The 18870-nt window shown below is 53.3% G+C and carries 16 protein-coding genes and 1 pseudogene; 11 read left to right on the top strand and 6 right to left on the bottom strand.

Going from position 1 to position 18870, the window contains the following annotated elements; translation table 11 throughout:
• Positions 1-41: 41 nt before the first annotated feature.
• The 3 genes from sppA (at position 42) to pncA (ending at position 3624) form a co-directional block, all read left to right on the top strand.
• Positions 42-1898 (top strand): signal peptide peptidase SppA, encoded by a 1857-nt coding sequence (gene sppA / locus Q3V30_RS11315; protein WP_306205672.1) that lies wholly within the window; start codon positions 42-44, stop codon positions 1896-1898.
• A gap of 84 nt (positions 1899-1982) precedes the next feature.
• The gene (gene ansA, locus Q3V30_RS11320) at positions 1983-3002 is read left to right on the top strand and encodes an asparaginase (protein WP_306205675.1); all 1020 of its coding nucleotides are present in this window, start codon (positions 1983-1985) and stop codon (positions 3000-3002) included.
• A gap of 7 nt (positions 3003-3009) precedes the next feature.
• Positions 3010-3624 (top strand): bifunctional nicotinamidase/pyrazinamidase, encoded by a 615-nt coding sequence (pncA, locus tag Q3V30_RS11325; RefSeq protein ID WP_306205677.1) that lies wholly within the window; start codon positions 3010-3012, stop codon positions 3622-3624.
• Positions 3625-3805: 181 nt separating this feature from the next.
• Here the strand turns inward: pncA and Q3V30_RS11330 are convergent, their stop codons facing one another.
• On the bottom strand, positions 3806-4084 hold the full coding sequence (locus Q3V30_RS11330) for a YeaC family protein (protein ID WP_306205678.1): 279 nt from the start codon (positions 4082-4084) through the stop codon (positions 3806-3808).
• Positions 4085-4089: 5 nt separating this feature from the next.
• On the bottom strand, positions 4090-4500 hold the full coding sequence (gene msrB / locus Q3V30_RS11335; RefSeq protein WP_306205680.1) for a peptide-methionine (R)-S-oxide reductase MsrB: 411 nt from the start codon (positions 4498-4500) through the stop codon (positions 4090-4092).
• 341 nt (positions 4501-4841) lie between these two features.
• Here msrB and gapA point away from each other — a divergent pair, with 341 nt between their 5' ends.
• Positions 4842-5837, top strand: coding sequence for a glyceraldehyde-3-phosphate dehydrogenase (gapA, locus tag Q3V30_RS11340; RefSeq protein ID WP_306205682.1), 996 nt, complete (start codon positions 4842-4844; stop codon positions 5835-5837).
• A 66-nt stretch (positions 5838-5903) separates the two neighbouring features.
• Positions 5904-6782: a D-hexose-6-phosphate mutarotase gene (locus Q3V30_RS11345; protein ID WP_306205684.1), complete on the top strand. Its 879-nt coding sequence runs from the start codon at positions 5904-5906 to the stop codon at positions 6780-6782.
• 38 nt (positions 6783-6820) lie between these two features.
• On the opposite strand, the gene Q3V30_RS11350 is transcribed toward Q3V30_RS11345, so the two are convergent.
• Both Q3V30_RS11350 and Q3V30_RS11355 read right to left on the bottom strand, forming a co-directional pair.
• A complete protein-coding gene (locus Q3V30_RS11350) occupies positions 6821-7672 on the bottom strand; it encodes an aldo/keto reductase (protein WP_306205686.1) in 852 nt (283 codons plus the stop codon).
• Between the two features lie 81 nt (positions 7673-7753).
• Entirely contained in the window at positions 7754-8503 is a 750-nt protein-coding gene (locus tag Q3V30_RS11355) for a MipA/OmpV family protein (RefSeq protein ID WP_306205687.1), read from the bottom strand.
• Positions 8504-8932: 429 nt separating this feature from the next.
• Here Q3V30_RS11355 and yeaG point away from each other — a divergent pair, with 429 nt between their 5' ends.
• From yeaG to Q3V30_RS11370, 3 genes are all read left to right on the top strand, one after another.
• Complete coding sequence (gene yeaG / locus Q3V30_RS11360; RefSeq protein WP_306205689.1) at positions 8933-10867, top strand: protein kinase YeaG; 1935 nt, start codon at positions 8933-8935, stop codon at positions 10865-10867.
• A 72-nt stretch (positions 10868-10939) separates the two neighbouring features.
• A complete protein-coding gene (locus Q3V30_RS11365; protein WP_306205691.1) occupies positions 10940-12220 on the top strand; it encodes a YeaH/YhbH family protein in 1281 nt (426 codons plus the stop codon).
• Between the two features lie 291 nt (positions 12221-12511).
• Positions 12512-14239 (top strand): potassium/proton antiporter, encoded by a 1728-nt coding sequence (locus tag Q3V30_RS11370; protein WP_306205693.1) that lies wholly within the window; start codon positions 12512-12514, stop codon positions 14237-14239.
• On the opposite strand, the pseudogene Q3V30_RS22765 reads toward Q3V30_RS11370, so the two are convergent.
• A pseudogene (locus Q3V30_RS22765) lies at positions 14177-14344 on the bottom strand (hypothetical protein); the annotation flags it as partial. The gene Q3V30_RS11370 and the pseudogene Q3V30_RS22765 sit on opposite strands and share 63 nt — an antisense overlap.
• Between Q3V30_RS22765 and Q3V30_RS11375 the strand changes: the two are divergent.
• The 3 genes from Q3V30_RS11375 to Q3V30_RS11385 all read left to right on the top strand — a co-directional run bounded on the left by Q3V30_RS11375 (position 14343) and on the right by Q3V30_RS11385 (position 17784).
• Complete coding sequence (locus Q3V30_RS11375; RefSeq protein WP_306205695.1) at positions 14343-14576, top strand: DUF1480 family protein; 234 nt, start codon at positions 14343-14345, stop codon at positions 14574-14576. The pseudogene Q3V30_RS22765 and the gene Q3V30_RS11375 sit on opposite strands and share 2 nt — an antisense overlap.
• A gap of 404 nt (positions 14577-14980) precedes the next feature.
• On the top strand, positions 14981-16447 hold the full coding sequence (gene wbaP, locus Q3V30_RS11380; RefSeq protein ID WP_306205697.1) for an undecaprenyl-phosphate galactose phosphotransferase WbaP: 1467 nt from the start codon (positions 14981-14983) through the stop codon (positions 16445-16447).
• Between the two features lie 137 nt (positions 16448-16584).
• A complete protein-coding gene (locus Q3V30_RS11385; protein ID WP_306205699.1) occupies positions 16585-17784 on the top strand; it encodes a multidrug effflux MFS transporter in 1200 nt (399 codons plus the stop codon).
• On the opposite strand, the gene dadX is transcribed toward Q3V30_RS11385, so the two are convergent.
• Entirely contained in the window at positions 17777-18847 is a 1071-nt protein-coding gene (dadX, locus tag Q3V30_RS11390; RefSeq protein ID WP_306205701.1) for a catabolic alanine racemase DadX, read from the bottom strand. The genes Q3V30_RS11385 and dadX overlap by 8 nt on opposite strands.
• Between the last annotated feature and the right edge of the window lie 23 nt (positions 18848-18870).

Below are 18870 nucleotides of genomic sequence, written 5' to 3' on the forward strand. Positions count from 1 at the left end.
CCGCCCCCGTTCCGGGTCTTTATCGCAATTATGGAGTTGATATGCGCACTTTGTGGCGATTTATCGCTGGTTTTTTTAAATGGACCTGGCGACTGCTGAATTTCGTCCGGGAATTTATTCTTAATCTTTTTCTGGTGGTGTTAATCCTGATTTGCGTGGGAATTTATTTCCAGTTCAGCAGCTCTTCAACCCCTGCCGAGCCGCAGAAAGGTGCGCTGATCGTCGACTTAAGTGGTGTGGTGGTCGATAAGCCGTCGGTCAGCAACCGACTCAGCAAAATTGGCCGCCAGCTGCTGGGCGCAAGCAGCGACAGGTTGAAAGAGAACTCACTCTTTGACGTGGTGGATGCGATCCGTCAGGCGAAAGACGATGCCAACATTACCGGCATGGTGCTTGACCTGCGCGACTTTGCCGGCGCGGATCAGCCGTCACTGCAATATATAGGGAAAGCGCTGCGTGAGTTCCGTGACAGCGGCAAGCAGATCTACGCCACGGGCGACAGCTACAGCCAGGCGCAGTATTACCTCGCCAGCTTCGCCAACAAAATCTATCTCTCCCCACAGGGAACCGTAGATTTGCATGGCTTTGCCACCAACGGTCTCTACTACAAGACGCTGTTAGATAAGCTGAAAGTGAGCTCGCACATCTTCCGCGTCGGCACCTATAAATCCGCCGTGGAACCTTTCCTGCGTGATGATATGTCCCCTGCCGCCAGAGAGGCAGACAGCCGCTGGATAGGCGAGCTGTGGCAGAACTACCTCAATACCGTCTCTGCTAATCGTCAGATAACTCCTGAGCAGCTTTTCCCTGGCGCACAGGGCGTGCTTGATGGCCTGCAGAAAGTGGACGGTGATACGGCGCGCTATGCTCTGGACAATAAGATGGTCGATGAGCTGGCCTCGCGTTCGCTGGTTGACAATCAGATGACGAAAATTTTCGGCTGGGATAAGCAGGCGAAAGATTTTAAAGGCACCAGTATTTATGACTATCAGGTGAAGAGTAACGGCTCCGCTGATGGCAACATCGCCGTGGTGATGGCGAACGGTGCGATCATGGATGGCGAAGAAACGCCGGGCAGCGTCGGTGGCGATACTACCGCACTGGAAATCCGTCAGGCGCGTCTCGATCCGAAAATCAAAGCTATTGTCCTGCGCGTTAACAGCCCGGGCGGCAGCGTGACGGCTTCCGAAACGATACGTGAAGAGCTGGCTGCGGCGAAAGAAGCGGGCAAACCGGTAGTGGTTTCCATGGGCGGAATGGCTGCTTCCGGCGGCTACTGGATCTCAACGCCAGCTAACTACATCATCGCCAGCCCCAGCACCCTCACTGGCTCTATCGGCATCTTTGGCGTGATTAACACAGTAGAGAACTCGCTGGCCACAATTGGCGTGCATACCGATGGCGTGTCAACGTCACCTCTTGCCGATGTGGCGACCACCAAGGCTCTGCCGCCTGAAGTTCAGCAGATGATGCAGATGAGCATCGAGAACGGCTACAAAAACTTCCTGGGTCTGGTTGCGAAATCGCGCAATAAGAGCCCTGAGCAGATCGACCAGATTGCTCAGGGACACGTCTGGACCGGTAGCGATGCCAAAGCCAACGGTCTGGTGGATGCAATGGGTGATTTCGACGATGCGGTCGCGAAAGCGGCAGAGCTGGCGAAACTCAAGCAGTGGCAGCTTAGCTGGTATCAGGATGAGCCGGGCTTCATGGATATGCTCTTCAGCCAGATGAACGTATCCGCCCATGCGGCGCTGCCGGATGCGCTTAAAGCTTATCTGCCGGCACCGCTCTATGACGTCATGGCCTCTATGCGTAATCAACCGGGTCTGTTTGATAATCTGAACGATCCGCAAAATCGCTATGCCATGTGCCTGACCTGCGCTCAGGTGAAATAAACGCTCAGCCCGGCCATCTGGTCGGGCTGCTTTTCCCCCGCTTTCCCCTTATACTTCGCCTTTTCGGCAAGCCTGAGTGAATTCATGCAAAAAAGATCCATCTACGTCGCCTATACGGGCGGGACTATTGGCATGCAGCGATCCGAGCAGGGATTTATCCCCGTTTCCGGACATTTGCAGCGACAACTGGCGAACATGCCGGAATTTCATCGCGCCGAAATGCCCGATTTCACCATCCACGAGTACCAGCCGCTGATTGATTCTTCCGACATGACGCCGCGTGACTGGCAATCGATCGCAGATGATATTCGCTCGAATTACGATCTCTATGATGGCTTTGTGATCCTGCATGGCACCGATACCATGGCCTTCACCGCTTCCGCGCTGTCGTTCATGCTGGAAAACCTCGCTAAACCGGTAATTGTGACAGGGTCACAAATACCGCTGGAGCAGCTGCGTTCGGACGGTCAGCAAAACCTGCTGAATGCCCTGTTCGTTGCGGCTAACTATCCCATTAATGAAGTTGCGCTGTTTTTCAACAATACGCTGTTCCGTGGCAACCGCACGACCAAAGCCCATGCAGATGGTTTTAATGCCTTTGCCTCACCGAATCTTGCGCCGCTGCTGGAAGCAGGCATCCATATTCGTCGCCTGAATACGCCTGCCGCCCCGACCGGCAAAGGGGAGCTGGTTGTTCATCCCATTACCCCCCAGCCGATTGGGGTGGTCACCATTTATCCGGGCATCTCTTCTGATGTGGTGAGCAATTTTCTGCTACAACCGGTAAAAGCGCTGATCCTGCGCTCTTACGGTGTGGGCAACGCTCCGCAAAATCCTGCGTTTCTTAAAGAGTTGAGGGCCGCCTCCGATCGGGGGATTGTGGTAGTCAACCTGACGCAATGTATGTCTGGCAAAGTGAATATGGGCGGTTACGCTACCGGTAACGCGCTGGCGCTGGCTGGGGTGGTGAGCGGTTATGATTTAACGGTGGAAGCCACGCTGACCAAACTCCATTTCCTGCTGAGCCAGGATCTTTCCAGTGATGAAGTCAGGCAGTTGATGCAGGTCAACCTGCGCGGTGAACTGACACCCGATGAAAAGTGAGATGAAAATGGCTCCTCAACAGGCTCTGTTGCTGATTGATTTACAGAATGACTTCTGCCTCGGCGGAGCGCTGGCGGTGAAAGATGGCGATGAGGTTATTGCCGTAGCCAATCACTATGCTGGTGAGTTCAGCCAGCGAGGGCAGCCGGTTATCGCCACGCTCGACTGGCATCCCGCCACTCACGGCAGCTTCGCCTCGAATGCGGGTGAGCAGCCCTGGACGGTGGGAGAGCTGGCTGGGCTGCCGCAGGTCTGGTGGCCCGATCACTGCGTACAGCATACCCCTGGAGCTGAGTTACACCCTTTACTCAATGCGGGCTTGATTACCGATCGGGTTTTTAAAGGCGAAGATGCGCAGGTGGACAGCTACAGCGGCTTTTATGATAACGGGCACCGCAAAAAAACGCGGCTGGACGCTTTGCTGAAGGCTCAGGGGATTACGGCGCTGACAGTAATGGGGCTGGCAACGGACTACTGCGTGAAATATACGGTGCTGGATGCGCTAGCCACAGGCTACACGGTAACGGTGATTTCAGCCGGGTGCCGGGGCGTCGATCTTAATCCGGGAGACTCGGCGCGTGCGTTGGAAGAGATAAAAAACCTGGGCGCGATCGTTCTCTGATTCTCCTTATCAGGTGAGCAACAGAGAGATAAAGCCAGCGGTAATCATCAGCGTGATGACCGTGAACTCTCCCAGAGGCTACTTTTTACCGTTCGGTTTACTCTTCAGCGCTCACGGAACAGCACGCTGGAACCTGTTCTGTCTCCAGCGTGCTGTTCATTATTCCTTATGGAATAATTTATTATTGCAGCCTGATGCGGGTGACGTTGTCGTCGTTGATGCCAAATTCTTCCTTGAGCTGTTTCTTGCTCTTCATCACCATCTCGCCGCCCTTGCCCACGCTCATATGCTGCGGCTCATCATTATGGCGGGCCTGCCAGAGCATAACCAGCTGCAGGCTGTTCTCTTTCTGCTCCGGCGTTAACGCAACGCCATCTGCCCACTTGCCGGTTTCTACCGCGGTGGCAAGACGCTGATACACTTCCGGCGTCATGCTGGCGATCATCTCATCAAGCTCCATATCCGCTACCCTTTAATATTGTTGCCATCTTCATCAGAGAAGCTTAGCGAGGCGGAGTTTACGCAGTAGCGTTCGCCCGTAGGCTGTGGGCCATCCGGGAAAACGTGCCCCAGATGCGCGTCACAGTTGCCACAACGAATCTCAATGCGCTGCATACCGTGTGACTCATCCTCAATATACCGAATGGCATCATCATGGTGAGGCTGATAGAAACTGGGCCAACCGCAGCCTGAGTCATATTTAGTTTCAGACAAAAACAGGGGCGAGTTACAGACCAGACAGTGGTAGATCCCTTCGCCTTTGTTATGCAGCAGCTTGCCGGAGAACGGCGGTTCTGTGCCGCGCTGCTGAGTCACATAGCGCTGCATTTCGCTTAAATCGCTTTCTGGGGTGAATTCGTTCGGTTCTTTAGCCATTTTGCTCGTCTCAGGCAGTGTGATTCTGAAAATATCGGCTAGTATTCTAACAAATACTTAACAACGTCAGGGGATTTTTTTCTCTCAGGCGAAGTCTGAAAGTTATCTGAGGGCGAAAATGTGATTCAGATCACCCTTTGATTGCAGCACCCCTTTATATTCGGGCAAGGGGTCCCCATATCCCTGTTATGCAGGGGTGGCGAAAGGCGCTTTTTGACGAATAATTCCTGTCAGCAGGTTTGATTTGTCGCAACTATTGAAGCGATTCCGCTTGACGCCTGGTAAGGTTTTTGTAATTTTACAGCCAACCTTTTATTCACTAACAACAGCTGGTGGAATATATGACTATCAAAGTAGGTATCAACGGTTTTGGCCGTATCGGTCGCATCGTTTTCCGTGCTGCTCAGCAGCGTTCTGATGTAGAAATCGTTGCAATCAACGATCTGCTGGACGCAGAGTACATGGCTTACATGCTGAAATATGACTCTACTCACGGTCGTTTTGACGGCACCGTAGAAGTCAAAGACGGCCATCTGGTTGTTAACGGCAAAACCATCCGTGTTACCGCTGAAAGAGATCCAGCTAACCTGAAATGGGGCGAAATCGGTGTTGATGTGGTTGCAGAAGCGACCGGTATCTTCCTGACCGACGAAACCGCGCGTAAACACATTCAGGCTGGTGCCAAGAAAGTCGTTCTGACCGGTCCATCGAAAGATGACACCCCGATGTTCGTGATGGGCGTTAACCACAAAGCTTACGCTGGCCAGGATATCGTTTCTAACGCTTCCTGCACCACTAACTGCCTGGCACCGCTGGCAAAAGTTATCAACGACAACTTCGGTATCGTTGAAGCGCTGATGACCACCGTGCATGCCACCACCGCTACTCAGAAAACCGTTGATGGCCCGTCTCACAAAGACTGGCGCGGCGGCCGCGGCGCATCTCAGAACATCATCCCTTCCTCTACTGGCGCAGCTAAAGCTGTAGGTAAAGTGATCCCTGAGCTGAACGGCAAACTGACTGGTATGGCGTTCCGCGTCCCTACCCCTAACGTTTCCGTGGTTGACCTGACTGCACGTCTGGCTAAACCAGCTTCTTACGCTGAAATTTGCTCTGTTATCAAAGCAGCTGCAGAAGGCGAAATGAAAGGCGTTCTGGGCTACACCGAAGATGAAGTGGTTTCTACCGACTTCAACGGCGAAACGCTGACCTCTATCTTCGATGCCAAAGCTGGTATCGCACTGAGCGACACGTTTGTGAAACTGGTTTCCTGGTACGATAATGAAACGGGTTACTCCAATAAGGTCCTGGACCTGATTGCTCACATCGCAAAATAAGCGACGTGAAATGTGTTGAGGGCGACTACGGTCGCCCTTTTTATTTGCTGAAATACGGGTCCGCTTATGAACGAAAAACTCTTTTCTCTTCCGGTTATCGAACAGATCAGCCCCTATCTCTCACAGCGCAAAATGGGCGAGCTGCCGATCCTGGTGATTGCGCATCCCAAAGTGCGTGCGGCTGTGGCCCTGCAGGGCGCTCAGCTGATTGCCTGGCAGCCCAGCGGTGAAAAGCCGGTGATCTGGCTGAGCGAAAAAACCGCCTGGACCGCAGGTAAAGCCATTCGGGGCGGCGTTCCCATCTGCTGGCCATGGTTCGGCCCGGCGGGGGAACCTGCGCATGGTTTTGCCCGCACGCTTCCCTGGACGCTTTCCGCCCATGATGAGAACGATGAAAGCGTGATGCTGACGCTGGTCCTGGAGAGCAACGAGCAAACCAGAAAGCTCTGGCCTCATGACTTTACGCTCTTCGCCCGTTTCCGCTTTGCCGATCGCTGTGAGATAGAGCTGGAGGCCCACGGTGATTTTGAAGCCACAGCAGCTCTGCACAGCTATTTCTGCGTAGCAGATATTGCGGGTGTGGAAGTCAGCGGATTAGGTAAAAGCTTTATCGACAAGGTAAACAACGGTAGCGAGGGTCGTTCAGAGAGCGGTAAACAAACCTATCCTGACCGGACAGACCGTATCCATACGCAACCTGAAGATTGCAGCGTGATCACCGACGCAGCAGGCAAAAGAACTATCGAGGTTCATCACCATTACCAAAGTGACGTTGTCACCTGGAATCCGGGACCGGCGCTCTCCTGCAGCATGGGAGATATGGCCAATGAGGGATATAAAACCATGGTCTGCGTTGAAACAGCGCATATCTCAAGCCCGATGGTCAGTGCCGGAGAAGCCCCTTCCCGCCTGGCGACCACCATCCGCGTGCGGAAAAATAGCTGAGTAAACGCAGAGGGGGAAGCCTCTTCCCCCTCTGCGTTTCAGACCACATCCAGCGCCATTTTGCTGGCTGGCGGGGGAAACGCGTGATTAATTTTTGTTAACTCATCACTGGTCAGCGTGACCTGGAGCGCAGCAGCATTATCGGCGACATGCTGCAGGGTGCTCGCTTTCGGAATGGCCATCACCCCCTCTTTACGTATCACCCACGCCAGCAGCAGCTGAGCCACGCTGATGCCCTTTTGTTGTGCAATTGTGTTCAGCACATCATGCGTCATGAGATTCTGGCGCAGCCGTCCGGCCTGGGCAAGCGGACAGTAAGCCATAACCGGGATTTGCCGTTGCTGGCAATCGGGCAGCAGGTCATATTCAATCCCGCGCGAGGCCAGATGATACAATACCTGGTTGGCTGCACAATGTTCCCCGCCCTGCTCTGCAAGCAGCTCACTGAGATCGTCGGTGTCAAAGTTCGACACGCCCCAGCGTAAAATTTTGCCTGCGCGCTGGAGCGAATCCATCGCGCGGATGGTCTCCTCCAGCGGCAAGTTTCCCCGCCAGTGCAGCAGATAGAGATCGAGATAATCGGTCTGCAGACGGCGCAGACTGCGTTCACAGGCAGCTATGGCATCTTCCACGCCGGCGTTCCAGGGATAAAATTTAGAAACCAGCCAGGCGTTTTCTCGCCTGCCCTTCAGCGCTTCGCCCACAACTTCTTCCGCGCCCCCTTCTGCATACATTTCTGCGGTATCAATCACCTTTAAACCCATTTCAAGACCAGCCTGGAGTGCCGCCACCTCTTGTTTTCGCTGGCTGGCATTCTCCCCCATGTACCAGGTGCCCTGGCCAATCGCTGGTAAAGCTGTACCGTCGGAAAAGATCACGTTTTTAGCCATGCTGTGCTCCTGCACGTTTTTTGATCCCCACAATTGTGCAAAAGGGCGCAAAGCGCCCTTTTTTCGTGCAGCGGATGGAGATCAGAAGGTGTAACTGATTCCTGTCCAGAGGGTGACCTGAGAATTGTTGTCAACCATCGGACTGTCCTTCACTTCGCTACTCAGACGCGTATAGCGGCCTGCGAGCGTAGCGTTCCAGCTTGGGCTGATAGCATAAGCTGCCGTCAGCTCCAGATAGGGATTCCAGCTGCCGTCAGCATCATAGCTGTTTAACCCGCTGCGGCGCGACTCGCTTTTGGAAACACCATAATAGTAGTCATTCTGCTTGTCGCTGCTGTAGAGCGCACCAATGCCTGGTGTCAGGCTCAGGTCGCCAAGCTGGAAGCGATAGAGATAGGTCAGATCCCAGATAAAGCCATCGCTGTTGTCCAGCATATCGCCCGCCACGACCGTACGCACGATACCCCACTCCGCCGAGTGACGATAGGTCAGGCCGCCCATCATGGTCATATGACGTTTATCCAGTGCTTTCAGGCGCTTGTCTTTAGTGTCATCAGGGTCGAAGTTCTGCGGCGAGCCGAGTAGGGTCAGCGATAGCTGATTTTCCTGGTCTTTCCAGAGATAGTAGCCTGCGGTAAGACTGCGGACATAAAAGCTGTCGCCTTCATAATTTACAATCGGGAAAGGATAATAACGTCCTTCGCCACCTTTATAGGGGCTTTGACTGTAAATAACGGATGCGCCAAGGGTTAATGGATTAGCCTGGGCAACGGTTGCAGCGAAAGTGCAGGGTAAAAGCAGAGCAAGGGCGCTAACTTTGAAATGGTTCACAATTAATTCATTCCATAAATATAACAATCAGGTCTCCAGTCTATCAGCCGGAGGCTTATTCGTTAAAAAATTTACATCTCTTGTAGCACGTAGAATCAATTTATGCCGCTGGCAGCAAGCTGAGCAACAGAGTAATTTACAAAATTCGGCCAGCCCGCGCCAGACAAGGTAAGGCCTTAGAAAGATTCTGACTTTGTTATTGAAATATCATTGGAAATCGCTGGAGGTTCAGGAAATTTCTTAAATGCCAACTACGCTTTATTGAAAGAAGCCAAGTTTTGCCGAGCAGAGTCGCCCTAAATTTTATCTATCCCGATAAAAACGTCAGGTTGGCATAAGGGTTGCTGTACTCAGTTATAAGTTCCTTCAGGGGCTGTCCATGATTAGGCTCCTGGTACCTGTGCTAAAAATGAAAGGACGGGCATCGCTATGAATATATTCGATCACTATCGTCAGCGTTATGAAGCTGCCAAGGACGAAGAGTTCACACTGCAGGAATTTCTTACCGTTTGCCGGCAAGATCGCAGCGCATACGCTAACGCGGCAGAAAGACTTTTGATGGCTATTGGTGAGCCAGTCATGGTCGATACTGCACAAGAGCCACGCCTTTCCCGACTGTTCTCCAACCGTGTTATTGCGCGTTACCCTGCCTTTGAGGAGTTTTACGGCATGGAAGAGGCGATTGAACAGATCGTCTCTTACCTGAAGCATGCAGCTCAGGGCCTTGAGGAGAAAAAACAGATCCTCTATTTGCTGGGTCCGGTAGGTGGCGGTAAGTCTTCTCTGGCGGAGCGGCTGAAATCACTGATGCAGCGCGTGCCTATCTATGTCTTAAGCGCCGATGGCGAACGCAGCCCGGTAAACGATCATCCTCTCTGCCTGTTTAATCCGCAGGAGGATGCCAATATCCTTGAAAAAGAGTATGGCGTGCCTCGTCGCTATCTTGGCACCATTATGTCTCCATGGGCTGCCAAGCGCCTGCATGATTTTGGCGGCGATATCTCCCGCTTCAAAGTTGTGAAAGTCTGGCCTTCTATTCTTGAACAGCTGGCCATTGCCAAAACAGAACCTGGCGATGAAAACAATCAGGATATCTCGGCGCTGGTCGGTAAAGTGGATATCCGTAAGCTGGAAAATCACGCGCAGAACGATCCCGATGCCTATGGCTATTCTGGCGCGCTTTGCCGCGCAAACCAGGGGATCATGGAATTCGTGGAGATGTTTAAGGCGCCGATCAAGGTACTGCATCCTCTGCTGACGGCTACTCAGGAAGGTAACTATAACGGTACCGAAGGGATCTCCGCCCTGCCGTTCAACGGTATTATTCTGGCGCACTCCAATGAATCTGAGTGGGTGACCTTCCGTAACAACAAAAACAACGAGGCGTTTCTTGACCGCGTCTATATCGTTAAGGTGCCCTACTGCCTGCGCGTTTCGGAAGAGATCAAAATCTACAACAAGCTGCTGGATCACAGTGAGCTGACCCATGCCCCCTGCGCACCGGGTACGCTGGAAACGCTGGCCCGCTTCTCAATCCTGTCGCGTCTGAAAGAGCCGGAAAACTCCAGCACCTACTCTAAAATGCGGGTGTATGACGGTGAGAGCCTGAAGGATACCGATCCCAAGGCGAAGTCGTATCAGGAGTACCGTGACTACGCTGGCGTGGATGAAGGGATGAACGGCCTTTCCACCCGCTTCGCGTTTAAAATCCTCTCGCGCGTATTTAACTTTGACCATGCGGAAGTGGCGGCAAATCCGGTACATCTCTTCTACGTACTTGAGCAGCAGATTGAGCGCGAGCAGTTCCCGCAGGAGCAGGCAGAGAAGCATCTGGAACATCTGAAAGGCTACCTGATCCCGAAATATGCGGAGTTTATCGGTAAGGAGATCCAGACCGCTTATCTGGAATCCTATTCCGAATATGGGCAGAACATTTTTGACCGCTACGTCACCTATGCCGATTTCTGGATCCAGGATCAGGAGTATCGCGATCCCGATACAGGTCAGCTCTTTGACCGTGAGTCGCTCAATGCTGAACTTGAAAAGATTGAGAAACCGGCCGGGATCAGCAATCCCAAAGACTTCCGTAACGAAATCGTTAATTTCGTGCTGCGCGCCCGAGCCCACAACAGCGGCCGCAACCCGAACTGGACAAGTTATGAGAAGTTAAGGACGGTGATTGAGAAGAAAATGTTCTCTAATACCGAAGAGTTGCTGCCGGTTATTTCGTTTAACGCCAAAACGTCCACGGATGAACAGAAAAAGCATGATGATTTCGTTGACCGCATGATGGAGAAAGGTTACACCCGTAAACAGGTTCGCCTGCTGTGCGAATGGTACCTGCGAGTCAGAAAGTCATCCTGATAGTTGCCTCAGAAGTCCATTACAAGGGGCCGGGTTATTCCGGCCCAGCTTGCAACGTTGTTTGGGGGAGTTATGGCCTATTTTATCGATCGGCGTCTCAACGGCAAAAACAAGAGCGCGGTGAACCGCCAGCGTTTCTTGCGCCGCTACAAGTCGCAAATCAAACAGTCGATCTCCGAGGCCATCAATAAGCGTTCGGTAACCGACGTTGAAAGCGGCGAATCAGTTTCTATTCCCATTGATGATATCAACGAACCGATTTTTCATCAGGGCCGCGGCGGCCAGCGCCACCGTGTCCATCCCGGTAATGACCACTTTGTGCAGAACGATCGCGTTGAACGCCCGCAGGGTGGTGGTGGCGGTGGTGGCAGCGGTCAGGGTAATGCCAGCCAGGATGGCGAGGGTGCTGATGAGTTCGTGTTTAACATTTCTAAAGATGAGTATCTGGATCTGCTTTTTGAGGATCTGGCGCTACCCAATCTGAAAAAAAATCAGCATCGCCAGCTGAATGAATACAAAGTCCATCGTGCTGGTTACACCTCTAATGGTGTGCCTGCCAATATCAGCGTAGTTCGCTCTTTGCAGAATTCGCTGGCACGTCGTACAGCCATGACTGCCGGTAAGCGTCGTCTGCTGGGTGAGCTGGAAGCTTCTCTGGAAGCGATCGAAAAAACCGAGCCGGCGCAATTGCTGGAAGAGGAGCGCCTGCGAACAGAGATTGCGGAACTGCGCGCTCGAATAAAGCGCGTGCCGTTTATTGATACTTTCGATCTTCGCTATAAGAATTTCGAAAAGCGGCCTGAGCCTTCCAGCCAGGCAGTGATGTTTTGTCTGATGGACGTCTCCGGCTCAATGGATCAGGCCACCAAGGATATGGCAAAACGTTTTTATATTCTGCTCTATCTCTTCCTGAGCCGGACTTACAAGAACGTTGATGTGGTCTATATCCGTCACCATACGCAGGCTAAAGAGGTGGATGAGCAGGAGTTCTTCTACTCCCAGGAAACGGGCGGGACCATTGTTTCCAGCGCCCTGAAGCTGATGGATGAGGTGGTTAAAGAGCGCTATGACCCGGCTCAGTGGAATATCTACGCCGCTCAGGCCTCGGATGGGGATAACTGGGCGGATGATTCTCCTCTCTGCCACGAAATTTTGGCGAAGAGCATTCTGCCCGTAGTGCGTTACTACAGCTATATTGAGATCACCCGCCGCGCTCATCAGACACTGTGGCGAGAGTATGAACATCTGCAGGCGATGTTCGATAATTTTGCAATTCAGCATATTCGTGAACCTGAAGATATTTATCCTGTCTTCCGCGAGTTGTTCCACAAACAGGCGGAAGAAAGCTACTGATTACACTGAGTTGCTCCCGAAGCCAGTAAAACCTTTACTGGCTTAATTCCCTCTCCTTCCGGCGAAACTCTTCTTAAAACGTCCGTTTCGACACTGTTTTTACTCAATCCCCTAAATAAAGCCTCTTTCATGCGCACTCACAGGCATTTGCTATGGCGCTGAATGCGTTATGATTGTGCAGTGAAACAACTATCCACAGTGGTTAAATGAAACGCGCCGGGGCTTTGACAATACCGGTACGATTACAACACACTGTACAGAAAGCCCTTTAAGAGACAGGAGAGTGCCCCCTTGGAAGCCAGCGCCATCTACAGTTTGTTTATCATCGGTTCCGTGCTGGTTGCCGCGAGCATTTTACTGAGTTCCTTCTCTTCAAAACTGGGTATCCCGATATTAGTCATCTTTCTCGCCTTAGGCATGCTGGCAGGCGTGGATGGCATTGGGGGCATCGCTTTTGATAACTACCCCGCAGCCTATCTGATCAGTAACCTCGCCTTAGCGGTGATCCTGCTCGACGGCGGCATGCGCACCCAGGCCAGTTCCTTTAAAGTGGCTCTGGGTCCAGCTTTATCCCTGGCAACGGTGGGCGTACTGATCACCGCCGGATTAACCGGTATGGCCGCAGCCTGGCTGTTTAATCTCAATATGATTGAGGGTTTTCTGGTCGGTGCCATTATTGGCTCCACGGATGCTGCAGCCGTGTTTTCCCTGCTTGGCGGCAAGGGACTCAATGAGCGCGTCAGCGCCACGCTGGAAATCGAGTCAGGCAGTAATGACCCGATGGCGGTGTTCCTGACCATTACGTTGATAGAGATGATTGAACAGGGACAAACCGGCCTGAGCTGGATGTTCGTGGTGCACCTTATTCAGCAGTTTGGCCTGGGTATCGTGCTGGGTCTGGGCGGCGGCTGGGCATTACAACAGTTGATTAATCGGGTGTCGCTTGCCAGCGGGCTTTATCCTCTGCTGGCGGTCAGCGGCGGTATCCTCGTCTTTGCCCTGACGACGGTCCTTGAAGGCAGTGGCATCCTGGCCGTTTATCTGTGTGGCTTCCTGTTAGGCAACCGGCCTATTCGCAACCGTCATGGCATATTGCAAACCTTTGATGGGATGGCCTGGCTGAGCCAGATCGGCATGTTCCTGGTACTGGGCCTGCTAGTTAACCCCAGAGATCTGTGGAATATTGCGCTCCCTGCTATGATGCTTTCCGTCTGGCTGATTCTGATCGCCCGCCCGTTATCCGTTTTCGTCGGCCTGCTGCCCTTCCGGGGCTTCAGCACCCGTGAACGCTTCTTTATCAGCTGGGTGGGGCTGCGGGGCGCGGTTCCCATTATTCTTGCCGTCTTCCCGATGATGGCCGGTTTGCCTCACGCATCGCTGTTCTTCAACATCGCTTTCTTTGTGGTGCTGGTTTCGCTGATGGTTCAGGGCACGTCGCTGGGCTTTGCTGCCCGCAAAGCGCGCGTGGTCGTCCCGCCGATGGCCTCACCCATCTCCCGCATCGGGTTAGATATACATCCTGAGAATCCCTGGGAACACTTTGTCTACCAGTTAGGTGCCGATAAGTGGTGCGTGGGCGCCGCACTGCGTGACCTGAGGATGCCAAGAGAGACGAGGATTGCCGCGCTGTTCCGCGATAATCTGCTGCTGCACCCTACCGGCAACACACGCCTGAAGGAGGGTGATGTCTTGTGCATCATCGGTCGTGAGAAAGATCTGCCCGCGCTCGGCAAGCTCTTCAGCCAGTCGCCGCCGGTATCGCTGGATCAGCGCTTCTTTGGCGATTTCATTCTGCAGGCCGATGCGCGCCTGCATGACGTCTCTGAAATTTACGGCATCGATCTGGATGAAGAGACCAATGTCCAGCAGACGCTGGGACACCTGATAGCCGGAATGATTGGCGGCGCACCGGTAGTGGGCGATCAGGTAGAGTGGAAAAATATGATCTGGACGGTGGCAGAAAAAGAGGCCAATGAGATCGTGAAAATTGGCGTCCGGGTCGCTGAGGAGAAAGTTTAATGCCCTCAGAGCCAGGACCCGGAACATTCCTGGCCTCGCGGGCTCGATCTCCTGCAGATAACGTCTACGCTTAAAGTTCGTGTGGCAATAAAAGGAGTGAATCATGGGTCATGTTGTAAAGATTGGTCGCTATGAGATCATCGATGCAGAGCTGGATGCGGAAAATCTGGATACCGTGAGCATTCCCTGTACGACTAATCCCGCCCTGAGTTATCAGCTGGATGGCTGGGATGGCGAAACCAGCGTCCCGGCGTGGATTGACGGTGAGCCTGTGGAACTTGCCATTGGGCATTATGATAAACAACAGGATCGCTGGATATTGAAAAAGCCCGCCTGACTCTATTTCACCGTTACGGTAATCGTAGCGGTGAAATGATCTTTAAAGTGCCCCCATTTTGTTATTATTCCGTCATATAAATAAGACTATTCTCTTTTCACCCCCTCTGATTAATTTCTGTTTTTTCTCAATTTAATTTAGTTTATCCCGATCGTTTTTTAGGAATTTCCCGTATTAACTAACGCAAATAACTCCTGCATACTCTTTGTACTGCTTCATGATGAAACAGGTGATGTCTTCGCTGCTGTATGTTTCATTCTTGTCCGATTTATCCCTGTCGCATTAAGCGATAAAAGAAGAATTAATTATTAATGCTACAGGAATTGGCATTAATAACGTTACTCCTGAACGCGTGCTTTAATCCCGTCAGGGCACTGATTCTTATTGAAAAGAGAGCAGGCATTATGGCAAGTACTCTGGTACTGAACGATCGTCGCCGCGCCTTTAGCGGCACCCGAAAAAACATTATTGCCAAGGTTACATTAAGTCTTTCAGATTTAATCTCGATTAATCTCGCCCTGTTTTTATCGGCGGCTACCGTACAAGGTATTTGGGGTAATTTAGATGTTTTTATCCCGCCTCAGGAAGTTAAGGTTCGCTTTATTGCCCAGTTTGTCATGTCTGTGGTCTGTACGGCCTGGTTCTGGATGCGTTTACGGCATTATACTTACCGCAAACCATTCTGGTTTGAACTGAAAGAAGTGATTAAAACGCTGGTGATATTCTCTCTGCTTGATTTGGCGCTGATCGCCTTTTCAAAATGGGATTTCTCCAGGATGTTATGGAGTTTCACCTGGGCTTACGCCCTGATTCTGGTTCCCCTTCTGCGTTCAAGCGTTAAGCACGCCATTCTTAAAGCGGGTCAGTGGCAGAAGCAAACCATTATTATCGGCTCCGGTAAAAATGCCCGGGAAGCCTATGCCGCACTGCAAAGTGAAGAGCTGTTGGGCTATGAAGTGAAGGCGTTTGTGGCCGCCAATGGCCATACCGGCGCGGATAATCTCAACGGCGTACCGGTTATCACCTTAAAAGATATTGTCTGGGATACCGTTGACCTGGAAAATACTCAGTTCATCGTAGCGATGGAATATGAGCAGCAGGGCATGCGTGATATGTGGCTGAAGCTGCTGTCGAAGAAAAAGTGCCGTTCTGTTTCGGTGGTGCCCACGCTGCGTGGCGTCCCGCTGTACGGTACCGATATGTCCTTTATCTTCAGTCATGAAGTGATGATCCTGCGGGTCAGCAATAATCTGGCAAAACGCTCTTCCCGCTTCCTGAAGCGCACCTTCGACGTGGTGGTGGCCTCGATGCTGCTGCTGTTCCTCGCTCCGGCATTTGGACTGATTTGCTGGATGGTGGGACGTGATGGCGGCAATAAAATTTATGGTCACGAGCGTGTGGGCCAGGATGGCAAAAAATTCAAATGCCTGAAGTTCCGGTCGATGGTTACCAACTCCAAAGAGGTGCTGGAGGAGTTGCTGGCCACCAGCGAGGAAGCCCGCGTTGAATGGGATAAAGACTTTAAGCTCAAGAACGATCCTCGCGTCACTAAAATTGGTGCATTCCTGCGCAAAACCAGCCTGGATGAGCTGCCGCAGCTCTGGAACGTGATCCGCGGCGAGATGAGTCTGGTGGGGCCGCGTCCGGTTATTGAAGCGGAGCTGGAACGTTACGCGGGGGATGTGGATTACTATCTGATGGCTAAACCCGGCATGACCGGCCTGTGGCAGGTGAGCGGCCGCAATGATATTGACTATGATACCCGCGTCTACTTTGACTCCTGGTATGTGAAAAACTGGGCGCTCTGGACTGACATCGCTATCCTGTTCAAAACTGCTGGCGTGGTACTGCGTCGGGATGGCGCATACTGATCGATAAGTGAGAGTCATGCCCACAGCAGCGGGCATGGCTCTCGCCTCTCCTGAAAATAGTTCGCTCTGCTCTTTTCTTTTCACGCAGTTGACACTACCCTGTGCGGCTTGCTTTTTAACGGATGCCGTCACGCACGATGCAAAAATTCACCCTTCTTCTTCTCAGCCTGGTGCTGCTGGCACCGCTGGGTATTGACCTCTATCTGCCGACTCTGCCTGAGATTGCCACCGGCCTGAACACGCCGGTGACCACCATTCAGACCACTATCCCCCTCTTTTTGCTGGTTATGGGATTAGGTCAGATCGTCGCAGGCCCGCTGGTTGATAATCTCGGCAGAAAGCCCATCGCCCTGGCCGGGCTGCTGCTCTACGTACTGGGCAGTATTCTGGCCGCAACCGCAACCGGCTGGCCACAGTTCCTTACCGCGCGAATTGTTCAGGGTTGTGCCGTCTGCTGTACCGCCGTGGTGGCATTTAGCGGCGTGCGCGATCGCCTTGAGGGAGATGATGCGGCAAAAGCTTATGGCTTTCTCAATGGCGCGCTGAACATCGTTCCCGCACTCGCTCCTATGCTTGGTGGCTTTCTGGCGGATGCCTTTGGCTGGCGTGCGCCGTTCTGGTTCCTGACCGGCTATGCGCTGGCGATCGGCTTGCTGATCCTGCGTTTCCTGCCGGAAACGCGGCCAGCCGGTACGCTGGCGGTGAAAGGACTCCCGCTGCGCCAGTATGCAGAGATTCTGCGGCAGCCGCGCTTTCTGGCTTTCACCTTCGCCAACGCGGGAGCAATGGGGATGGTCCTGACCTACGTCTCTCTGGCGCCACAGGTGCTGATGACGGAAGGCAAGCTTTCTGCCCTGCAGTTCTCCGTGGCTTTTGGGGCTAACGGTTTCTGGATCATGCTGGTAAGTGTGCTGGTGAATAAAATGATCCGCAAGGTGGGCAGGCCGATTTGCCTGGCGCTCGGCAGCCTGGCGATGGCTGCCGGTGCAGTGACCATGTGGGCGGGGATGATAATATTCCCGACAGAGATGCAGACCAGCTGGGCGCTCTATATGTTCCCGGTGGCGATCTCTGTTGCCGGACTCGCTTTCACCGTGGGGCCTGCCACCAGCTATGCGTTAGAGCCTTATCAACAGCAGGCGGGCGTAGCGTCTGCGCTGGCGGGCTTTATTCAGATGGCTGGGGGATCATCAGCAGGGCTGCTCGCTATGGCGCTTCCGCTGAGCGAAAAGCTGGCGCTGAGCGCCATGATGACCCTGGGTGCGGGGCTGGCCGCGCTGGCGTGGGTATACAGTAAAAAAGTGCGCGGCACGCTGACCGCGCTGAAAACTAACTGACTCTGACCGGTACCCGTGGGGCTAAGGCGCACATCAGCTCATAGCCCACGGTGCCGGAAGCAGCGGCCACTTCATCAATTTTTATGTTGTTTCCCCACAGCTCCACCTGACTGCCGATGCCTGCCTGCGGGCACGGGGTTAGATCTACCGTAATCATATCCATCGAGATCGCCCCCACGGTGTGGGTCAGCACACCATCCACCCAGAGAGGGGTGCCGGTTGGGGCATGACGCGGATAACCATCCGCATAGCCACAGGCCACGACGCCAATGCGCTGCTCGCCCGTCGCCTGATAGCGTGCGCCATAGCCCACTCTCTCCCCTGCTTTCAGCGTCTGGACGCCAATAATTTCACTGCTCAGCGTCATCACAGGCGCCAGCCCGCTGCCTGCTATGTCCTGCCAGCGTCCGCTGGGCGATGCGCCATAAAGGATAATGCCAGGACGCACCCACTGATGATGCGCTTCAGGGTGCCAGAGCGTGGCGGCGGAGTTAGCCAGGGAGCGCGGGCACACCAGACCTTCTGCGGCCTGCTCAATACGTTTTAACGGCTCCACGATGCCTTCAGGGCTTTCCGCTTCGGCAAAATGGGCCATCAGCGTCATCTCGCCGACGTTCTCAAGACCGCGCAGTTTATGCCAGGCCTGCTGAACCTGCTCCGGCTGAAAACCGAGGCGGTTCATACCGCTGTTCATCTTGAGGTAAATATCCAGCGGCGCAGAGAGTCTGGCCTTTGCCAGCGCCTGGATCTGCCAGTTACTGTGTACGCTGGTGGTCAGGCGATAGCGATCGAGGATCGCCAGCTCATCGGCGTGGAAGAAGCCTTCCAGCAGCAGAATGGGCTTTTTCCAGCCCTGTTCACGCAGCAGGATCGCCTCTTCCAGGTTTAACAGCGCAAAACCATCCGTGTCGGCGAGGCTTTGCCAGACCCGATCAATACCGTGACCATACGCATTGGCTTTGACCACTGACCAGAGGCGTGAATGAGGGGCGGCCTGGCGAGCTATCGCCAGGTTCTGTCGCAATGCGCTGGTATCGATGCTGGCGACAATCGGACGAGACATGACTTCTCCTGATTCTCAATGCG

The organism is Erwinia pyri, assembly GCF_030758455.1.
In the GTDB taxonomy this organism is placed as follows: Bacteria; Pseudomonadota; Gammaproteobacteria; order Enterobacterales; family Enterobacteriaceae; genus Erwinia; species Erwinia pyri.

What these genes read in the sequence shown, in the direction of transcription:
- sppA (WP_306205672.1), top strand. Translation starts at nt 42, where the DNA reads ATGCGCACTTTGTGGCGATTTATCGCTGGTTTTTTTAAATGGACCTGG.
- ansA (WP_306205675.1), top strand. Translation starts at nt 1,983, where the DNA reads ATGCAAAAAAGATCCATCTACGTCGCCTATACGGGCGGGACTATTGGC.
- pncA (WP_306205677.1), top strand. Translation starts at nt 3,010, where the DNA reads ATGGCTCCTCAACAGGCTCTGTTGCTGATTGATTTACAGAATGACTTC.
- Q3V30_RS11330 (WP_306205678.1), bottom strand. Translation starts at nt 4,084, where the DNA reads ATGGAGCTTGATGAGATGATCGCCAGCATGACGCCGGAAGTGTATCAG.
- msrB (WP_306205680.1), bottom strand. Translation starts at nt 4,500, where the DNA reads ATGGCTAAAGAACCGAACGAATTCACCCCAGAAAGCGATTTAAGCGAA.
- gapA (WP_306205682.1), top strand. Translation starts at nt 4,842, where the DNA reads ATGACTATCAAAGTAGGTATCAACGGTTTTGGCCGTATCGGTCGCATC.
- Q3V30_RS11345 (WP_306205684.1), top strand. Translation starts at nt 5,904, where the DNA reads ATGAACGAAAAACTCTTTTCTCTTCCGGTTATCGAACAGATCAGCCCC.
- Q3V30_RS11350 (WP_306205686.1), bottom strand. Translation starts at nt 7,672, where the DNA reads ATGGCTAAAAACGTGATCTTTTCCGACGGTACAGCTTTACCAGCGATT.
- yeaG (WP_306205689.1), top strand. Translation starts at nt 8,933, where the DNA reads ATGAATATATTCGATCACTATCGTCAGCGTTATGAAGCTGCCAAGGAC.
- Q3V30_RS11365 (WP_306205691.1), top strand. Translation starts at nt 10,940, where the DNA reads ATGGCCTATTTTATCGATCGGCGTCTCAACGGCAAAAACAAGAGCGCG.
- Q3V30_RS11375 (WP_306205695.1), top strand. Translation starts at nt 14,343, where the DNA reads ATGGGTCATGTTGTAAAGATTGGTCGCTATGAGATCATCGATGCAGAG.
- wbaP (WP_306205697.1), top strand. Translation starts at nt 14,981, where the DNA reads ATGGCAAGTACTCTGGTACTGAACGATCGTCGCCGCGCCTTTAGCGGC.
- Q3V30_RS11385 (WP_306205699.1), top strand. Translation starts at nt 16,585, where the DNA reads ATGCAAAAATTCACCCTTCTTCTTCTCAGCCTGGTGCTGCTGGCACCG.
- dadX (WP_306205701.1), bottom strand. Translation starts at nt 18,847, where the DNA reads ATGTCTCGTCCGATTGTCGCCAGCATCGATACCAGCGCATTGCGACAG.